Below are 15,863 nucleotides of genomic sequence, written 5' to 3'. Positions count from 1 at the left end.
TTGTTCGTAATTCATATTATTAATCTAATTTTTTCTTTTATTTTACCTAGAACGAGCGCACTTTCGCAAGAGGTCTAGTAGCTGTAGCGTGCTTATGGGGGCACCTCACCAGTAGCTGTAGTGTAGGCTGTATGGAAATATATTACCAAATTGAGCGAGACAAAAAGTGATATAATGCCAGCTAATTAATTGCAGGAGATCGATCGCACGTCAAATGGATTACAAAACAGCCCGCAGTTTTCTGATCGACCAAGGAACCGCCCTGGAAACCAAGAAAAATCCCGACGCCTTCCTGATGCGTCTCAAACAAGGTCAACCGCCCGTACCCGGACAGGTGACATCGATTTTATTAGCTTTAAAAATATTGTTTGAAGGGCTGCAAGAATCTCCAATGCTCGATCGACAATTAATCTCGGCACTGCATTTACTGTCAGTAGAAGGTTTGCTGCAATTTGAAGCTGGACTCCGCAGAGGAGTTTCTTGGCCACCGCTGCTGAAGGAAGACTTAAATCGAATTGCGATCGCAGTCAAGAATATCTTTTCCGGCGTCTGGCAATAATTAGCTCGGCAACCACCAATCCCGATACCCACCCCCCAGCAAACTCAATTTTTTTTCTACAATTATTTGTAATATTGTATGTTAATCTTGCTACATTTACCCTCAACTTGTGGCATCTTAATATAAGAATCGGTTCTAAACCGCAGTTGGAGAAATTACTCATGAACGCAGAAGAAAAAGCTAGACTACTAATTGCACGAGAAAGGCAGCATAGCGAACACTTGCACGACTCTATGCTCAACCGTTCCTCCCACGAGCTAGAAACACCTGGGGAGGGAATTGCTGAAGAAAAAGCCAGAGAATTAATGGCTCAAGAAAGGCAGCACAACGAACACCTGCACGACTCTATGTTAAGCCGTTCTTCCCAAGAGGTAGAAGCATCGATCGCATCCGAGGACACTCACACATAAATTGTGTTAACACAAGACTTACGGACACACACCAAGAAACCGGGTTTTTATACCATAACAAAGGGCTGTAAAATGTTTTTGTGTAAACAACCAGGTTTCTGCGTTTCGGAAGAGTTCAGTACAGCAAAACTCTACTCAAATCGAGGATAATTTTAGGTGCAATCAAAACAGCCCCTGCTCGGTTGGCAGCCGCTATCACAAATCTCCACGCGCCATATATAGCAATAGAAAATGCCAAGTTCTATTGCTCGCGAAAGCTTTCGAGGGATGCCAAAAGAGCTGGCAGTCCCGCTAGCGCGGCCGACACCAGAGCCTCATCTTTGTAAACTCGCGATCGGAGAATACGGGTACTTTTAGACGCAGAGGTGAAAGAGCCTCGCCCTGGGGAATTTCCGGTTTCAATCGGCCCTAAGTTTTTTGTTTCTCGCGTCACGCACAACATAGCAGTATCCTCGCAGTATCGTCAATTAATCCCTAAATATGCGCCCGTAAAATTTCTTAGGGCTTGCTGTATGTTTCTATTATTACTCAGGTAGGTAACAGAGATGAAACCATGCAATAATTATTCACGATAGTCAGGGATCAACTTAAACTACATAACTACTTTTATTGATTTGTTACAGGGCGCGTTTGTTTCAGCCGATCGCCCACAGCAACTCAGGCACCAGACAGCAACATCACCCATTTCACAAGAGGAACGCGGATCAATGATGCTAACTCTTAGTCCAGCAACAGTTATAAGTCAAATCAGGTCTACTGTGCAAAGCTTGTCTGACGGAGACTACCGCTACCGAGACTCCTTTGTGTTCGATCGACCTTTCAGAGAAATCCAATTTCGCAAACAAGACAAATACATCACCGGCAGCGATTCAGACAAACGCACTGGCAAAAGTTACTGCTTCCGGGGCATCCCACAGCACAACAACATTATTAACATCACGGTAGCCATCGAAATTTCCCCGAAAACAGCACAGAAAACCGAGTGGAAATTAGCACCGGGAAACCCCATTAATTTCGACAAGCTTTATCCGCTGCAAGCTGGACCGGGATTAGAATTGTACAAATGTTTGACAGCTTTTTTACCCAGATTGAAGGATTAGTTATCTCAATTCCGGCTGCGCCGGAATGATATAGAGGAGACGGCACTGCCGTCTCCTGATTTCGGGTAATATTAATTCCGATGCAACCGGAATTGATATTATTTGTTATTTGTTAATCGCTTGGGCTTGTTAATAACGAATAATATTCGTTAACAGTTAACAGTCAACAGTCAACAGCGTCGCCCTGAGCTTAGTCGAAGGGTCAACCGTCAACAGCAAACATTTAACTCCCTAAGAACCAGGATTTTCCAATTCTTCCCGCAGCATTTCCCGGTAGACTTTCGGCAAACGAGAACTCATAGAATTGTTCTCAATTCCATATCCCAAACTCGTCCAAGTTCCCGAAAGCATCCGTAATACCTCAGTTAATCTTTCTTGCCGCAACATCTCAGGAATATCAGCTTTCCAAAACTTGCGATCGCTCAACCAAGCATAAACCACAGCATCCTGATCTTCGGGTTCAAAACTGTAATCTTCCCAGAACAAAAAATTAGCACGACGCGCCTGATAACGCTTAGCCTTATCCTTCCAAGTTGTAGTCAGAAATTGATACCTGCCCGCTGCCGTAGTACACTTGCCACGATTTGGGCCATTAACAATCTTCACGCACCAGTCAGGATGGCGGCTCAAATCTAATATATATTTGCCACCGTAAACAACGTGATAAGGTCGAGCAACATTCGACTCGCTAGCAGAAATAGTTCGCATCAGAGCCCGAAGGTAAGGATCGCCGTTTTTCATAGCCAGCGGTGGGACTTTTTTCACCCCGCTTACCGACTGCGACAACTGCTGATTTCCCCGCAAACTGTCAACCAAAAAAACACCGCCGCCAATCACAGCGCCGATTAAAAGTAGAAATCCGAGGATTTGAAGCTCTGATCGCCTCAGCAAACCTCTTTTTCGACGGCCCAATTTCTCAGCTTCTAGCCAAGTCATTTCCATTTCCGAAATTTCGGCTAATTTTCGAGCCACCCGCATCCGGCGAACGCGAAAATCGTATTGATATAGCGGCGCAGCTAACAGCGTTAAACTCGATAAAATCCCCGCCAATTTAATCAGCCAGAAATCTAATTCACCCGCTATGGCAACATTTGTCAGAGTAGATATTCCTGTTAGTAACTGGGTCGGATCGATCGATCGCGCTGGCCAATAAAAAATCGCAAGTTGCACCAACAGCGACAGATTAAATGCAAAAAAAATCACTACAACAGCATTCAAGCCTTCTCGCAAATGCGATCGAATACCCGTATGCCGGCGCTTGAACTTGCGCGCAACGCGAAAGCGCCCCGGCAACATAATTAGTAAGGGATTTAAAATTTTGACTGCTAAAAAGTGACAAACAAAAAACACAGGCAACTGAATCAGCCAAGCCGCCAGCAGTAGAGTCAGAAAGCCGATGTCGTCGCTGACAAAAGGAAGGCCCCTGCGAAGGACAAAACTAAAACTCTGAGCGAGAGCAAATGCCCTTAACCACGAAATCGGATAGGGGAACCAAGCTGGCCACTTGAGAGTTTTCATGCTGAGAGAGGGAAATTTCAACGGCGAATCATAAAACTATTAAGATTTTGCCAGATTTGGCGATCGGAAAATTGGTGTAGCGTGCGTCAGCCCAAATCTTTGACTCAAATCAAAGTGTTTTTTGTCTGACGCACCGAACCCAAGCGAGCCTAATTCAATCAAACCACGCCGGCAAACAACTCCTCAAAACTCTTTTGCGGAGCCTCCGACTTAGCCACAATTTCCACAACCTTGTTGCGAGAAGTCGGCTGAAACAGCGCCTCCACGCACACTTGGGCTACCTTAGTGCGGGGAATGCTGCTCTCAAACATTTTGTCCGCACCAGTCATGACGATCGCATCTGAATTATCCTCATTTTTGAGACCGCCGGGACGGACGATCGTATAAGTCAAACCGCTTTTTTGCAAATATTCCTCGGCTTGCTTCTTCCAAACCAGAATCAGCCAGAACAAATTCAGCGGGTGAAAAAACTGAGAGACGCACAGAGAAGTCACCAGCACAAAATGCTCAATTCCCTTAGCCTTAGCTGCATCCACCAAATTTTTAGTGCCTTCAAAATCCACCTTGTAAGGCGCTGTGGGGTCAAAACCAGGGGCCGCCCCTGTCGCACACAGCAATACCGTACTATCGCCGATGGCATCGCTTAGGGAAGTCGCATTTAATACATCCCCAGTCACTAACTCAGCCTCCGGTGGTAAAATTTGTCTAGCTGTGTCTAGATTTCGGACTAAGGCGCGCACGGGAATACCTCGCTTGACTAATTCTGCGACGATTCGGCGGCCAGTCTGACCTGTGGCTCCTGCTACAAATGCTTTCATAAGTCGAGTTATGCTGAACTAGGGTAAGTTTTGTTACTATCAATTTCTCAATTGTAGGGAGGAAACTTCCTTAACACATCCCCAACCAGATTGATTGGCGTGTATAACAGGAGAGCATAATATGAAGCACGATTCCGCTGAATATCAAACTGTTGAAGCTTCTGAGGAAAATTACTACCCAGATGCGAGTTTCCAACAGCCCGAAAGTGGAAGCGCGGATGCAGGTGAGGAAGTTGAGCCGATTTGGTTTCACACGCATTTTGAAGACAGCATGGAGATGTACGCGGATGCGGAGACGGTGGCGAAGCATTTGAACAACCACAAGACTTGGTTTTGCCAGTGCGCTTCGCCGATGAAGGCCCAGCCGCTCGGCGAAAACGGCTACGATTTATTAATAGGGCGTTTTGGGGCTTTCGGCTACCGCGTTGAAGCGAGAATTGGTTTAGAGTTGCTGCCGCCTGACGCTGAAGGCTGCTATTTGATTAAGACTATTCCGGTTCCGAATTATACCTCGCCTGGGTATGAAGTGGATTTTCGATCGGCGATGAAGCTAGTGGAGATACCCTCTCAGGAGTTTGCCGCCGATTGGCCGAGCTCGGAACGTGCTAAGCTGCCGCCTGCGATTACCATTACTACCTGGAAGCTGGATTTGGCTGTGGGGGTTTGCTTTCCCAAGTTTATTCGATCGATGTCTCAGCCTTTGATAGAAAAAACCGGCGATGCGCTTTTGGAAAAAATTATCAAACAAGTTAACCGACGCTTGACTTATAAAACTCAGGTGGTTTTTCACGAAAGTTTGGGCATTCCTTTTCCGAAAAATCCTAAGAAACATTAACACTACTTACGCTCTAACCTGTACTGCATTTAAATTGTATGTTAAGTGCGGGATCTCCTGCCCAACCCCTACTCCCCACCAGAGTAAAGATTTATTTTACTCTGCAATTTAAATGCGGATTAGCTTAACTCACATTTGTAGGGTGTGCACTGCACACCTTACTCATAAGTGCGATCGTAATAACTCATACCATTGTAGATTTTATACTTCGGCGTGAGCGCTCAGTCGCACAATTTTAGATTAAATGATTGGGAATAAATGATTGTGTATGGGTTGGGATTACGAGCCTACAGTTGCTTTTTTGAAACTAATATAGCAATCCTTGCAGGAGTCGTAAATTTTTTCCCCAACCCCAACCCTCCCCCAACCCGCTGAGAGAAAGTAAGAAATTCACAAATTATTTAGGATTGCTATATGCTGATTTCTTATCAGCGGAATGAGTTTTTATTATGATTGGTCAATTTAGCACAGGGTTGGACACAAGAGTTTCAAGTCAGATGCCATCAACTTCGACAGCATTGTTATTAAAAAATTCTGTTTCTGTCATCAGGATTTTCCTCCTTATTGCCTCATGATTAAGAAGTGTAGCGGACGCATTTCAAAGCTGCCTCCGATCGCCCTCGGAAACCCGCAAGTGTCTCAGATCACAAGGCCGATCGATCACCCTCACTGCCAAAAAACCTAAAATTATGTCAAATTAAGTAAAGGGTGATCGAAGAAGTCTTGCCATATCCGTAGAAAGTTATGACAACAAAACTAAGAGCTACAGAAAAAAAAATGGAGATAGACTGGCAGCAATGGAGGGCCGACCAAGAACTAATTCTCAATCAAGTAGACAATGCGATCGCTTTGTTCGACTCGTCTGACTGCTTAGTTTTGTTTAACAAAAAATTGACCGGAATCTGGGAACTGTCCCCAGAATGGCTGGCAACAAAGCCGAAGTGCCACTTGCTGTTTGCGGAAATTGTTGATCGGGGTTACTTGTCTGTTCAACAGTGGCAAGAGTTTCAGCAAGCACTCGAAAAATCTCAGCATGAAAGTTTATCATTTTATTTCGAGCAATCCAATGGGGTTTGTTTGGAGGTGTGCGCCACGATTACCAACAGCGGCGGACGGCTGTTTACCTTTCGAGATGTGACGGTATACCAAAACTCCCAAGCTAGCTTGAACGCAGAAGTCAGGCGGCTGAGCTTTCTTTTAGGTTTAACCGAACGCCTGCAAAAGTCTGACAGTTTGCAAGAAATAGGTCAGTTTGCCCTCACCTATCTGGTAGGGGCAATGAATGCTGCTTTCGGAGATGTCAAGGTGATTAGCGGCAAGGGAAACGATCGGCAAGCGTCGGGGATTTGCAACCAAGTTTCTAGTCAATTTTTGGCTACTTACGGGGAACCCGTAGTCGCAGGAATGCAAGAATTGCTCGACAAAGGCATTCCCTACGGCATCGGTTTGCTGTGGGAAGTGGTCAAAACTGGTAAACCTTTGCTTGTCGAGGATTATGCCCAGCATCCCAATGCCGTGCCGGAATTTCGGCATCCGGGAATCGGACAACTGGGCATTTTTCCGATCGCAGCTACCAACGGCACGATCATCGGAGTGCTGACGCTGGAGTCCCGCAACATCAAAAAACTGCAAGCCGCTGTCCACCAAGAAGTGCTGGAGGCTGCTTGCCGGACTCTGGGGGCGGCGATCGAGCGGGCTCAGACACAAGAAAACCTGCGCCAAGTTAACGAAGAATTAGAGTATTCTTCTCAGTTGAAATCTGAGTTTTTAGCCTCCATGTCCCACGAATTGCGGACGCCTCTCAACAGCATTCTCGGCTTTTCTGACTTGCTGCTGCGGCAAACAGCCGGACAGTTGAGCGATCGACAAATCAACTATGTAGAACTGATCGAAAAAAGCGGCCAGCACTTGTTGCAGCTAATCAACGATATTCTTGATCTTTCTAAAATTGAAGCGGGGAAAGTAGAACTCAACTTACAGCCTATTCGCGTTCAAGAACTCGCGACAGACTGTCTGAAAATGATGCAGCCCCGGGCCGACAAAAAGCGAATCGGTTTGTCTTTAGAACTCGACTACCGTATTACTAAAGTTTGGCTCGACGAACGGCGAGTGCGACAAATTGTGATTAATTTACTTTCCAATGCCATCAAATTTACCCCCGAACAGGGACAAGTTAAACTCAGCGGGCGTCTGGTCTACGGTAGTGAAATAAACGACGACTACCGGCCGGATTGTTCTCCTGTAAATGCCAGCACTCCTTATTTTTGTTTTGAGGTGAAAGACTCCGGCATCGGCATTCCTCAAGACCGCTGGCACTTGCTATTTCGACCTTTTCAACAGGTGGATTCTTCCCTGACTCGGCGGCACGAAGGTACAGGTTTGGGTTTGGCTTTGACTAAGCGTCTGGCAGAATTGCACGGGGGAACTGTTTCTTTTCAATCTGTTTGCGATCGGGGAAGTCTTTTCCGGGTTTGGCTGCCTTTGACGGAGATGCGTCAAGAGTTGGGAAACTTTGCTTCTTGTCCCTTAGATTCTAAGTTAGTCCCTGGTTCTGCGATTGCTTTACCAATTGGCAGGAAGCGGATTTTGGTTGTCGAAGACCAGCCTTTTAACCAAATGTTAATTTCTGAGGTGATGGAATTGGAGGGGTACGGGGTAGAGATACTCGCTGATGGGAAGGCGATGGCCGATCGTATTCTCGCCGCCTCTGCTGCCCCGGAGTTGCTGCCGGATTTGATTTTGATGGACATTCAGTTGCCGGATGTTGACGGCTTTGAGTTGATGCGCCGAGTTAAAGCAGATCCTGTCTGGGACTCGGTACCGATGATTGCGGTGACGGCGATGGCGATGCCGGGTGACAGTGAGCGATGTTTGGAAGCTGGCGCTTCTGCTTATTTGAGCAAGCCACTGGATTTGAATTTGACGATCGCTACTGTCCGTTCTTTTCTGAGCTAAGAATAATTATTTGCAGTTCCAGCACTGCCATTTATGATAATTGATAAGAACAAAGGTTAAACTCAATAGTAGATAAATATCTATATGACTTGCCCGCGCTTGCCTCCGAAAGCCTGTTCTACGAAAAATATCGAGTTTAGTAAGGAGAAATATACGAATCAACCAGTTTTCGAGCTTCCCCACGCGCAATTCCCGAGCTAAATTCAATATATTATATCATATTCCATGTCAAACAAGTCGCCCTGCATAATGTTGGTTGATGACGAGCCAGCTAATCTGACTTTACTGGAAGAGTTATTGCACCTAAAAGGATACGCTACAGTATCAGCCCTATCTGGCCATGAAGCGCTCTCCCTTGCCCGCGCCTCTCGACCCGATTTAATTTTACTAGATATTATGATGCCGGAGATGAACGGTTTTGATGTGTGCGAGATCCTGCGGAAGGATACGGCATTGCAAACTGTACCGGTGATTTTTTTGACCGCCCTCGACGACGATTCCTCTCGCCTCAGAGGGTTAGAAATGATGGCAGACGATTATGTGACAAAGCCTTTTAACAGCCGTTTGTTGCTGGCGAAAGTTGAAAATATTTTGCACTTGAGTCAAATGCGATCGCAAGCTGTATCTTCCCAGTTAAACCAGCGAGTCAAAGAGCAAAGCCAGCGTCAAATCGCCGCAGCTTGGGAGGCTAACGAATATCTTTCAGAAAAATTTCAGCTATTTGTGCCGGAGCAACTTCTCGGACGAATTGCACCGCAAGGAATAGAATCTATTCAGTTGGGCAATGTCACAGAAGAAGAGCTGACTATTTTATTTTGCGACATTCGCGGCTTTACTGCGATCGCCGAATCTCAACAAGCTTGCGAGACTTTTGAATGGTTGAACGCTTTTTTTACTCAAATGAACGATTGCATAACGTCTCATGGCGGGTTTATTGACAAATACCTAGGCGATGCAATCATGGCAGTATTTGACAAGCAGAATTCTCACGCTATGGATGCGATCGAAGCCGCAGTAGCAATGCAAGAAACTCTGCAAGAATTTAATGCCAGCCGCTACAAATACAATTTAGAATTTCCTGTCAATATTGGTACGGGAATTAACACAGGTATCGGCATGATCGGTACTTTGGGTTCCGATCGCCGCATGGACTCTACAGTCATCGGCGATGTGGTAAATACAGCTTCTCGGTTAGAAAATTTAACTAAAATATACGGTTGCCAAATTATTGTTAGCGAAAATGCGATCGTTCATGCGAGAGAATTTCTAAATGGCATAAGTCTGAACTCACACTCAAAAGAAAGTCTATTATTAAAGTGCGACTTGGAAGTGAAAACACAGGAGAGTATTATTTCTACTTCTGGGGCGACTGCGGCAGGCAGCTATTCGCCAAGCAACAATTATTACTATCGCTGGATCGATCGAGTAACCCCGCGCGGCAAACAGGAAGCTATAGAAATCTACGAAATCTGGGCCGCCTCTTGTCCCGATTCTGAAGCAAAGCAGCTTACCCAGGGTTTATTTGACAAAGGAATTCAAGGATGGCAATCCGAAAGGTTTGTCGCCGCCTTGGGATATTTTCAGCAACTAATCGAACAAAACCCTGCGGATACAGTTGTCCGTTTTTATATAAATCGCTGCCAGGAAAAACTAGGTTTTATACCGGGAAATAGCACTTCATAAAGATTTAACTTTTAGGGCGGGCTACAAGCCCACCCTAAAATAGTTTAGACCTATTACAAAAGTCTCCAACTATCCTGCGTTGCGTCTGGGGTTTCCCTATCAATGAAAGATTTATCCAATAAGTCTACTCTAATTGGAGTTTGCATCAAACTTTCGTCAAAACTTGCTCTCTCAACTTCCCGATCAACTCATTCACACCTCCGGTATTCAAACGGTAACTCAAAGGATGACCGATCAAATAAGCCGAACTTTCAAACAAAACATCAATTTCCACCAAACCATTTTCCCGCAAAGTTTTGCCAGTCGAAACCAAATCCACAATAGCCTCCGACATACCCGTAATCGGCCCCAACTCAACAGAACCGTAAAGCGGCACAATTTCCACCGGCAAATTCAAATTGTGAAAATATTCCCTCGCACAGTGTACAAACTTAGAAGCAACTCTACCGTGAGGAGGCAAATCCACCGTTCGCCGATAAGAACTAGACTCTTTCACTGCCACCGACAGCCGACACTTGCCAAATTTTAAATCAATTAAATTGGCAACTTTCGGCTTTTTTTCCCGCAAAACATCATAGCCAGCAATCCCCAAATCCGCTTGACCGTATTCTACATAAACCGGCACGTCGTGCGTCCTTACTAGCAAAGCTTTTGCAGTGCCTGTAGGGTCATAAATTTGAAGTTGTCGGTTAGAGGAATCGAGAAAAGCACTGAAGTCTAATCCAACCGATTTAAACAGCCGAATGCTATCTCCTAACAATCCGCCTTTGGGAAGTGCAACAGTAATCATGTCAATTTTTAGAGTGTAAATTGCTCAATTTGGGAAGGGGGCGCTCGCGGTATAAGCAGAAACAGCTTTTACCCTACTCAGAATAACACATAGAGTTCATAGCGAAAAATAAATTTCGGGTATTGCTCGATTCTTTGTTTGGGTATATATTATATTTATTAAGTTTTTATGTCCTCATATTTTTAAAGTGCGCTCAGTATGGAAAACAATCAAGAGTTTGATAGTCAAGAATTTGAGGGAGAATTTGACGGAGAATTTCACAGTGTAGAGCCGGATTACCTGAAAATTACAGTAGATTAAATCCTCTCAGCCGGTGGTATAGAGGCCGAGGAAAGGGATTATACAGTAGCCGTACCTACTGCTAACCACGCCAGAATCCCCAGGGGCGGAGGCTTCTCATCCCATGTGGAATTAAGCGTGTTCGATCGCGCCCCCCGATCGCAGTTTGCAGAAAAACGCGGAACCCTGGGAGGCTGTTAATGTAAAATGCTTGCAGAGGCTGGTGCACAGAATTGGACGATCGCCCGTTAGCGAAGCCCTCGAAGAGGATCGCCATTCAGTATCACGCCTTTAGCAGTGTATTCAACTCTCAAACTTAAAATTTAACGGGCGATTCCAAATAGCTGACAGCTAAATTATGACTGAATTGACACTTGTTATTGGCAACAAAAATTATTCCTCTTGGTCGCTGCGTCCTTGGTTGGCGATGAAACAAGCTGGACTCAAATTTTCCGAGGTGAGAATCCCCTTAGACTGGCCGACAACCCATGAAGAAATTCGGCGCTATTCTCCCTCGGGAAAAGTGCCAGTTTTAATCGACGGCGATCTGAAAGTGTGGGAATCTTTAGCAATTTGCGAATACGTTGCCGAGCGCTTTGCAAATGATTTGTGGCCGGCGGATGTAGCGGAACGGGCGATCGCCCGTTCCATTGCCGCCGAAATGCACGCGGGGTTCCAAAATGTGCGCGAAAATATGCCGATGGACTGTCGCAACCGCTATCCGGGAGAAGGGATGACTTCCGGTGTCGAAGCAGAGATCGATCGCATCTTTACCATTTGGCGCGAATGCCGCCAAAAATTCGGGACAGGCGGCAATATGCTGTTCGGAAAATTCACAATTGTTGATGCTATGTTTGCCCCCATTGTCATGCGTTTTGTCACCTACGAAGTCAAGTTAGATTCATCAGCAAAAGCTTATGCGGATGCGATTTTGGCACTACCTGCAATCCAGGAATGGGTAGCAGCAGCTTGCAGCGAAACCGAAAGTATTCCACATATTAAAATCTAGGAAAAATTAGTTTACTTAACCTAAAATCTCAAATCTCAAGTTGGAACTCAGGATGCGGATTCTTTTAGTTGATGATGAAGTTGAGTTAACTGACCCTTTGAGTCGAGTCTTAACTCGCGAAGGTTATACAGTTGATGTGGCATTTGACGGAGCAAGTGGCAGCAATTTAGCAATGCAGGGCAATTACGATTTGCTAATTTTGGATTGGATGCTGCCGAGACAAACCGGACTGGCAATTTGCCAGAAGTTGCGATCGCAAGGACGGAGTACGCCAGTGCTATTTCTCACGGCCAAAGATACCGTAGACGATCGCGTACAAGGACTTGACGCCGGTGCAGACGACTATTTAGTCAAACCTTTTGAACTGCGAGAACTCCTAGCCAGAGTCCGCGCCTTGCTGCGGCGGCCTCCTACTTTTGATGCCGAGGTTGCTGTCGGGCGGCTGCAAGTTGCAGATTTACAGCTAGACTACGACAATCAATTAGCTTATCGGGGCGATCGTACAATTGATTTATCAGAAAAAGAATGTCAGTTGTTAGAATACTTAATGCGCCATCCTGGTCAATTGCTAACACACGAACAAATCCACCAGTATTTGTGGAGTGAAGCAGAAAAACCCAGTAGCAATGTATTAGCCGCTCAAATTCGCCTGCTGCGGCGAAAAATAGAAGCACCGGGCGAATCTGTGCTAATCCACACAGTCTACGGCAGAGGCTATCGCTTTGGAGAAGCCAATTAAAAATAATAGAAATTGTACAAAAATCCTTCTTCCCTCTTCCCTCTTCCTGACATCCATTACATCCGTTACAGAACTTCCCTCTTCCTGACATCCATTACATCCGTTACATCCGTGGAGCGAATCTGTTGCCGAACTTCCTTTTTCTCTCTGCTATATTGTCTATTATCGGGAAAGTGTGCACCCTAAACCCGCCCTTAGGAATGTTGAGAAACTAAAGTAATTACTGTCACCTCCGGGGGACAAAATAGCCTTCCCGGCCAATAAGTTCCCAAACCGCGATTCACGTACAGTAAATTACTCCCAACCTGATGCAAACCGCTAGCCCATTCCCAGTGAGTAACTACTCGATCCCAAGCCGACATAAAAGGAATTAACTTTCGGATTGGTTGAGGAATCCAATAGCCAATTTTTCTGACCCAAGCGTACAAAGGGCCGATACCGGGAATAACGATTTGACCGCCGTGAGTGTGCCCCGACAACTGCAAATCAATCCGCCAATTTTGCAGTTTTTCAGCAGTATCCGGATTGTGAGACAAAACAATCCGAGGAATCGCGGGATTTATTGATGCCATTACAGGTTTAGGCGCAAAATCGCCCGACCAAAAATCTGCTAACCCAACTAAAGCTAATTCTGATCCCAAAGGATAGATTGCTTCGTTGTACAAAACCCGAATTCCGACGCTATTTAAAGCATTAGCAACCTCTCTTTTTGCCTCCGGCCAATAGTGGTCGTGATTGCCCAAAACCGCGTAAATTCCCGTCCGACTTTGCAAGTTTTTCAATCGGTGCACTAAACCGTAAATAGGTGCGGGGTCGTAGCTAATAAAGTCACCAGTTAAAAAAATCAGGTCGGGTTCTGCTTCATTTGCAGCAGCAATCGCCTCTTCTAGCAACCATTCCGATAGCCGCACCCCGTCATAGTGAAAGTCAGTAAGCTGTACAATTTTAGTACCGGATAGATTTGCTGGAAGATTGGCGATCGGTATTGTTAAATACTCTACTCGCAGTTTTCCCGTTAATAACCTGTGCATAAATCTAAGGTTTATTGATGACAAAGCGCCACCTCTAGCTTAGCAAATAAACAGGCAACACTGCCAAAGTAGATATTCTTCCTTTTTCCTTATGTCCTCTGACTAATGACTACTAATTGCTGGCTAATGACTAAAGTCCGGGACGCAAGAAGTAGGATTTTCTTAACATAATTGAAACAGAACTGCCCAATCTTCAGTTAGGCTTACTTGCAAAATAGTTTGGGTTTTACGGGGCCAACTCGTACAGCATTTTTATAAAATTATGACTGGCGTAACAATCTGTTTAAAACGCTATCAATCCTCGTCAGACTGGCATTCCCCGCCCCGCATCTATATTCTTTTAGCAATTGTCAAAGCTGAGATTTGTGTCGCCTCCCCATCGCATCGGCTTACCACGGGCGGATTACCCCTACCAAACACTATCTCATCACTAATGATTTATTACTGCTGAGTCGGTGGAAATAAATATGGCTTGGGGGAGACCGGGTTTTGCATTCATAATAAACTGGGGCTAGTATATATTATTGCCTTACCCGCCCCTAATATCTTTTATTTTTGGTCGCGTCTGCCTACTTGTTTACTAATAACTTTTGACGAATGCCGCTTCTTCTCAATATATTGCTGGTGGTAATCGTCTGCCATATAAAATTCAGCAGCAGGTTTGATCTCGGTAGCAATATCTTTGTCGTATTTACCGGAAATTTGCAATTTTTGTTTGGATGCGCGAGCGGCTTTTTCTTGTTCCCAATTGTGATAAAAAATTACAGACCTGTACTGTTCGCCTCTATCGGGGCCTTGGCGATTGATTTGGGTTGGATCGTGACAGTTCCAGAATACATCTAGCAGTGTTTCGTAACTCACCTGCGATCGATCGTACTCTATCAGCACAGATTCAGCGTGACCAGTGACTCTGGCGCAAACATCTAGGTAGCAGGGATTCGGCCAGTGACCTCCTGTGTAGCCCGCAGCAGTCGAGACGACACCCGCAACGGCGCGAAACTTGTGTTCAACTCCCCAAAAACAACCGGCGGCAAATGTGGCTTTTTCCATTGTGTGACTCATCGTATTGGGATAAAACTTGGCACTAAATTATGCTTGACATATTCCCATTAGTGTGCATTCCCAAACCAATCGCGGTTGTACGTAGTTTAGCAAATATTGTCGTGCTTTTTCCAAGGGTTCTAAGGGCGATCGACTAATTCCCCCTGCCAAAAATTGCTGCCAGTAACAGTGTTGTAAATAATCGATTAACCACAACTGAGATTCAGTATCTAAAGTTTTATCAATTTCCTTGGCCAATTCCAAAGCAGACCGCAGGTTTTGAGGCAACTGTTTCACTTTTTGCAGTAAATCATCGGGTATTGATTGCAGTTGCTGCCAAATAGAAATTGCCTCCCCAGGACTGCCTTGAGCCATCCCCAGTACCTCGGAATGATCCAAAATCTCTGCGAATCCGGCTTGCTGCAAAACTTGTGCCATTGCTTCGGGATTCAGCCTAGAAAACTGGATTTTTTGGCAACGGGAAATCAAAGTGGGCAACAAAACTTCTACAGTCGGAGCAATTAAGATTAGCGCTGCTTTTCCAGGTTCTTCCAATGTTTTCAACAAGCCGTTAGCGGCTCCCTCGCCCATTGTTTCTGCTTGTTCCAAAACTACGACTGAACGCCCAGCTTCCAACGGCGGTCGGCTGAGAAATTCACCGATTTCTCGAACTTGTTCTAAGCGAATTTGTGGCGGTGCTTTCCGCTTTAAACCGGCTTCCTCTGCTTCCTTTGGCGACAGCCGTTTGCCTTGGTTCATGTAAGTTGGTTCTACCCAAAGTAAGTCTGGATGATTTCGCTGCCGCACGCGATTTTGCACGGAGGCTATTAATCGGGTTTCGGGAAGATTGGCTGAGAATAAAAGCTCGATGAAAGACTGAGCAGCTAAACTTTTGCCGATGCCGTTAGATCCGACAAATAAATAACCAGGAGCAATTCGGTTGCGCTCGACTGCTTGTGTTAGCAATTCTACTGGTCGCTCTTGTCCGATTAATGATGTGAAATAATCCATGTTTGGTCAGGAAGAAGGAAGAAGGAAGAAGGAAGAAGGAAGAAGGAAGAAGGAAGAAGGAAGAAGGAAGAAGGAAGAAGGAAGA

The 15,863-nt window shown here is 45.4% G+C and carries 14 protein-coding genes; 8 read left to right on the top strand and 6 right to left on the bottom strand.

Annotated features, from left to right (window positions below):
- Window positions 1-214: 214 nt before the first annotated feature.
- The 3 genes from QT994_RS26205 to QT994_RS26195 all read left to right on the top strand — a co-directional run bounded on the left by QT994_RS26205 (window position 215) and on the right by QT994_RS26195 (window position 2,069).
- The gene (locus tag QT994_RS26205) at window positions 215-559 is read left to right on the top strand and encodes a Dethiobiotin synthetase (RefSeq protein ID WP_333048020.1); all 345 of its coding nucleotides are present in this window, start codon (window positions 215-217) and stop codon (window positions 557-559) included.
- Window positions 560-720: 161 nt separating this feature from the next.
- On the top strand, window positions 721-969 hold the full coding sequence (locus QT994_RS26200) for a hypothetical protein (RefSeq protein ID WP_333179805.1): 249 nt from the start codon (window positions 721-723) through the stop codon (window positions 967-969).
- Window positions 970-1,676: 707 nt separating this feature from the next.
- The gene (locus QT994_RS26195; protein ID WP_333179803.1) at window positions 1,677-2,069 is read left to right on the top strand and encodes a hypothetical protein; all 393 of its coding nucleotides are present in this window, start codon (window positions 1,677-1,679) and stop codon (window positions 2,067-2,069) included.
- 231 nt (window positions 2,070-2,300) lie between these two features.
- Here the strand turns inward: QT994_RS26195 and QT994_RS26190 are convergent, their stop codons facing one another.
- Both QT994_RS26190 and QT994_RS26185 read right to left on the bottom strand, forming a co-directional pair.
- Entirely contained in the window at window positions 2,301-3,587 is a 1,287-nt protein-coding gene (locus tag QT994_RS26190; protein WP_333179800.1) for a glycoside hydrolase family protein, read from the bottom strand.
- 158 nt (window positions 3,588-3,745) lie between these two features.
- Window positions 3,746-4,405, bottom strand: a complete 660-nt coding sequence (locus tag QT994_RS26185; protein ID WP_333179797.1) for an NAD(P)H-binding protein — start codon at window positions 4,403-4,405, stop codon at window positions 3,746-3,748.
- Window positions 4,406-4,526: 121 nt separating this feature from the next.
- On the opposite strand from QT994_RS26185, the gene QT994_RS26180 reads away from it, so the two are divergent.
- The 3 genes from QT994_RS26180 to QT994_RS26170 all read left to right on the top strand — a co-directional run bounded on the left by QT994_RS26180 (window position 4,527) and on the right by QT994_RS26170 (window position 9,878).
- Window positions 4,527-5,240: a DUF1997 domain-containing protein gene (locus tag QT994_RS26180; RefSeq protein WP_333048014.1), complete on the top strand. Its 714-nt coding sequence runs from the start codon at window positions 4,527-4,529 to the stop codon at window positions 5,238-5,240.
- Window positions 5,241-5,984: 744 nt separating this feature from the next.
- On the top strand, window positions 5,985-8,195 hold the full coding sequence (locus QT994_RS26175; protein WP_333179794.1) for an ATP-binding protein: 2,211 nt from the start codon (window positions 5,985-5,987) through the stop codon (window positions 8,193-8,195).
- 225 nt (window positions 8,196-8,420) lie between these two features.
- The gene (locus QT994_RS26170) at window positions 8,421-9,878 is read left to right on the top strand and encodes a response regulator (RefSeq protein ID WP_333179792.1); all 1,458 of its coding nucleotides are present in this window, start codon (window positions 8,421-8,423) and stop codon (window positions 9,876-9,878) included.
- Window positions 9,879-10,023: 145 nt separating this feature from the next.
- Here the strand turns inward: QT994_RS26170 and hisG are convergent, their stop codons facing one another.
- Entirely contained in the window at window positions 10,024-10,668 is a 645-nt protein-coding gene (gene hisG, locus QT994_RS26165; RefSeq protein WP_333179789.1) for an ATP phosphoribosyltransferase, read from the bottom strand.
- Window positions 10,669-11,305: 637 nt separating this feature from the next.
- Between hisG and QT994_RS26160 the strand changes: the two genes are divergently transcribed.
- Both QT994_RS26160 and rppA read left to right on the top strand, forming a co-directional pair.
- Complete coding sequence (locus tag QT994_RS26160; protein ID WP_333179787.1) at window positions 11,306-11,956, top strand: glutathione S-transferase family protein; 651 nt, start codon at window positions 11,306-11,308, stop codon at window positions 11,954-11,956.
- Between the two features lie 52 nt (window positions 11,957-12,008).
- Window positions 12,009-12,695: a two-component system response regulator RppA gene (rppA, locus tag QT994_RS26155; protein WP_333179785.1), complete on the top strand. Its 687-nt coding sequence runs from the start codon at window positions 12,009-12,011 to the stop codon at window positions 12,693-12,695.
- 194 nt (window positions 12,696-12,889) lie between these two features.
- Here rppA and QT994_RS26150 read toward each other — a convergent pair whose 3' ends face one another.
- The 3 genes from QT994_RS26150 to QT994_RS26140 all read right to left on the bottom strand — a co-directional run bounded on the left by QT994_RS26150 (window position 12,890) and on the right by QT994_RS26140 (window position 15,778).
- Window positions 12,890-13,726 carry a metallophosphoesterase gene (locus QT994_RS26150; protein WP_333179783.1) on the bottom strand — a complete coding sequence of 279 codons (837 nt, stop codon included), beginning with the start codon at window positions 13,724-13,726 and terminating at the stop codon, window positions 12,890-12,892.
- Between the two features lie 549 nt (window positions 13,727-14,275).
- Window positions 14,276-14,776 (bottom strand): peptide-methionine (S)-S-oxide reductase MsrA, encoded by a 501-nt coding sequence (gene msrA / locus QT994_RS26145; RefSeq protein WP_333179781.1) that lies wholly within the window; start codon window positions 14,774-14,776, stop codon window positions 14,276-14,278.
- A 39-nt stretch (window positions 14,777-14,815) separates the two neighbouring features.
- Window positions 14,816-15,778 (bottom strand): DNA polymerase III subunit delta', encoded by a 963-nt coding sequence (locus tag QT994_RS26140; protein WP_333179779.1) that lies wholly within the window; start codon window positions 15,776-15,778, stop codon window positions 14,816-14,818.
- Window positions 15,779-15,863 lie beyond the last annotated feature (85 nt).

Origin of the sequence: Microcoleus sp. S13_B4 (assembly GCF_036700885.1) — a bacterium.
Taxonomy (GTDB): domain Bacteria; phylum Cyanobacteriota; class Cyanobacteriia; order Cyanobacteriales; family Microcoleaceae; genus Microcoleus.
Note: the sequence above shows the minus strand (reverse complement) of the source record. Positions and strands in the feature narration are given on the sequence as shown.

Excerpts from the sequence above, each read along its gene's own strand:
- QT994_RS26205 (WP_333048020.1), top strand. The coding sequence starts at position 215 with ATGGATTACAAAACAGCCCGCAGTTTTCTGATCGACCAAGGAACCGCC.
- QT994_RS26200 (WP_333179805.1), top strand. The coding sequence starts at position 721 with ATGAACGCAGAAGAAAAAGCTAGACTACTAATTGCACGAGAAAGGCAG.
- QT994_RS26195 (WP_333179803.1), top strand. The coding sequence starts at position 1,677 with ATGATGCTAACTCTTAGTCCAGCAACAGTTATAAGTCAAATCAGGTCT.
- QT994_RS26190 (WP_333179800.1), bottom strand. The coding sequence starts at position 3,587 with ATGAAAACTCTCAAGTGGCCAGCTTGGTTCCCCTATCCGATTTCGTGG.
- QT994_RS26185 (WP_333179797.1), bottom strand. The coding sequence starts at position 4,405 with ATGAAAGCATTTGTAGCAGGAGCCACAGGTCAGACTGGCCGCCGAATC.
- QT994_RS26180 (WP_333048014.1), top strand. The coding sequence starts at position 4,527 with ATGAAGCACGATTCCGCTGAATATCAAACTGTTGAAGCTTCTGAGGAA.
- QT994_RS26175 (WP_333179794.1), top strand. The coding sequence starts at position 5,985 with ATGACAACAAAACTAAGAGCTACAGAAAAAAAAATGGAGATAGACTGG.
- QT994_RS26170 (WP_333179792.1), top strand. The coding sequence starts at position 8,421 with ATGTCAAACAAGTCGCCCTGCATAATGTTGGTTGATGACGAGCCAGCT.
- hisG (WP_333179789.1), bottom strand. The coding sequence starts at position 10,668 with ATGATTACTGTTGCACTTCCCAAAGGCGGATTGTTAGGAGATAGCATT.
- QT994_RS26160 (WP_333179787.1), top strand. The coding sequence starts at position 11,306 with ATGACTGAATTGACACTTGTTATTGGCAACAAAAATTATTCCTCTTGG.
- rppA (WP_333179785.1), top strand. The coding sequence starts at position 12,009 with ATGCGGATTCTTTTAGTTGATGATGAAGTTGAGTTAACTGACCCTTTG.
- QT994_RS26150 (WP_333179783.1), bottom strand. The coding sequence starts at position 13,726 with ATGCACAGGTTATTAACGGGAAAACTGCGAGTAGAGTATTTAACAATA.
- msrA (WP_333179781.1), bottom strand. The coding sequence starts at position 14,776 with ATGGAAAAAGCCACATTTGCCGCCGGTTGTTTTTGGGGAGTTGAACAC.
- QT994_RS26140 (WP_333179779.1), bottom strand. The coding sequence starts at position 15,778 with ATGGATTATTTCACATCATTAATCGGACAAGAGCGACCAGTAGAATTG.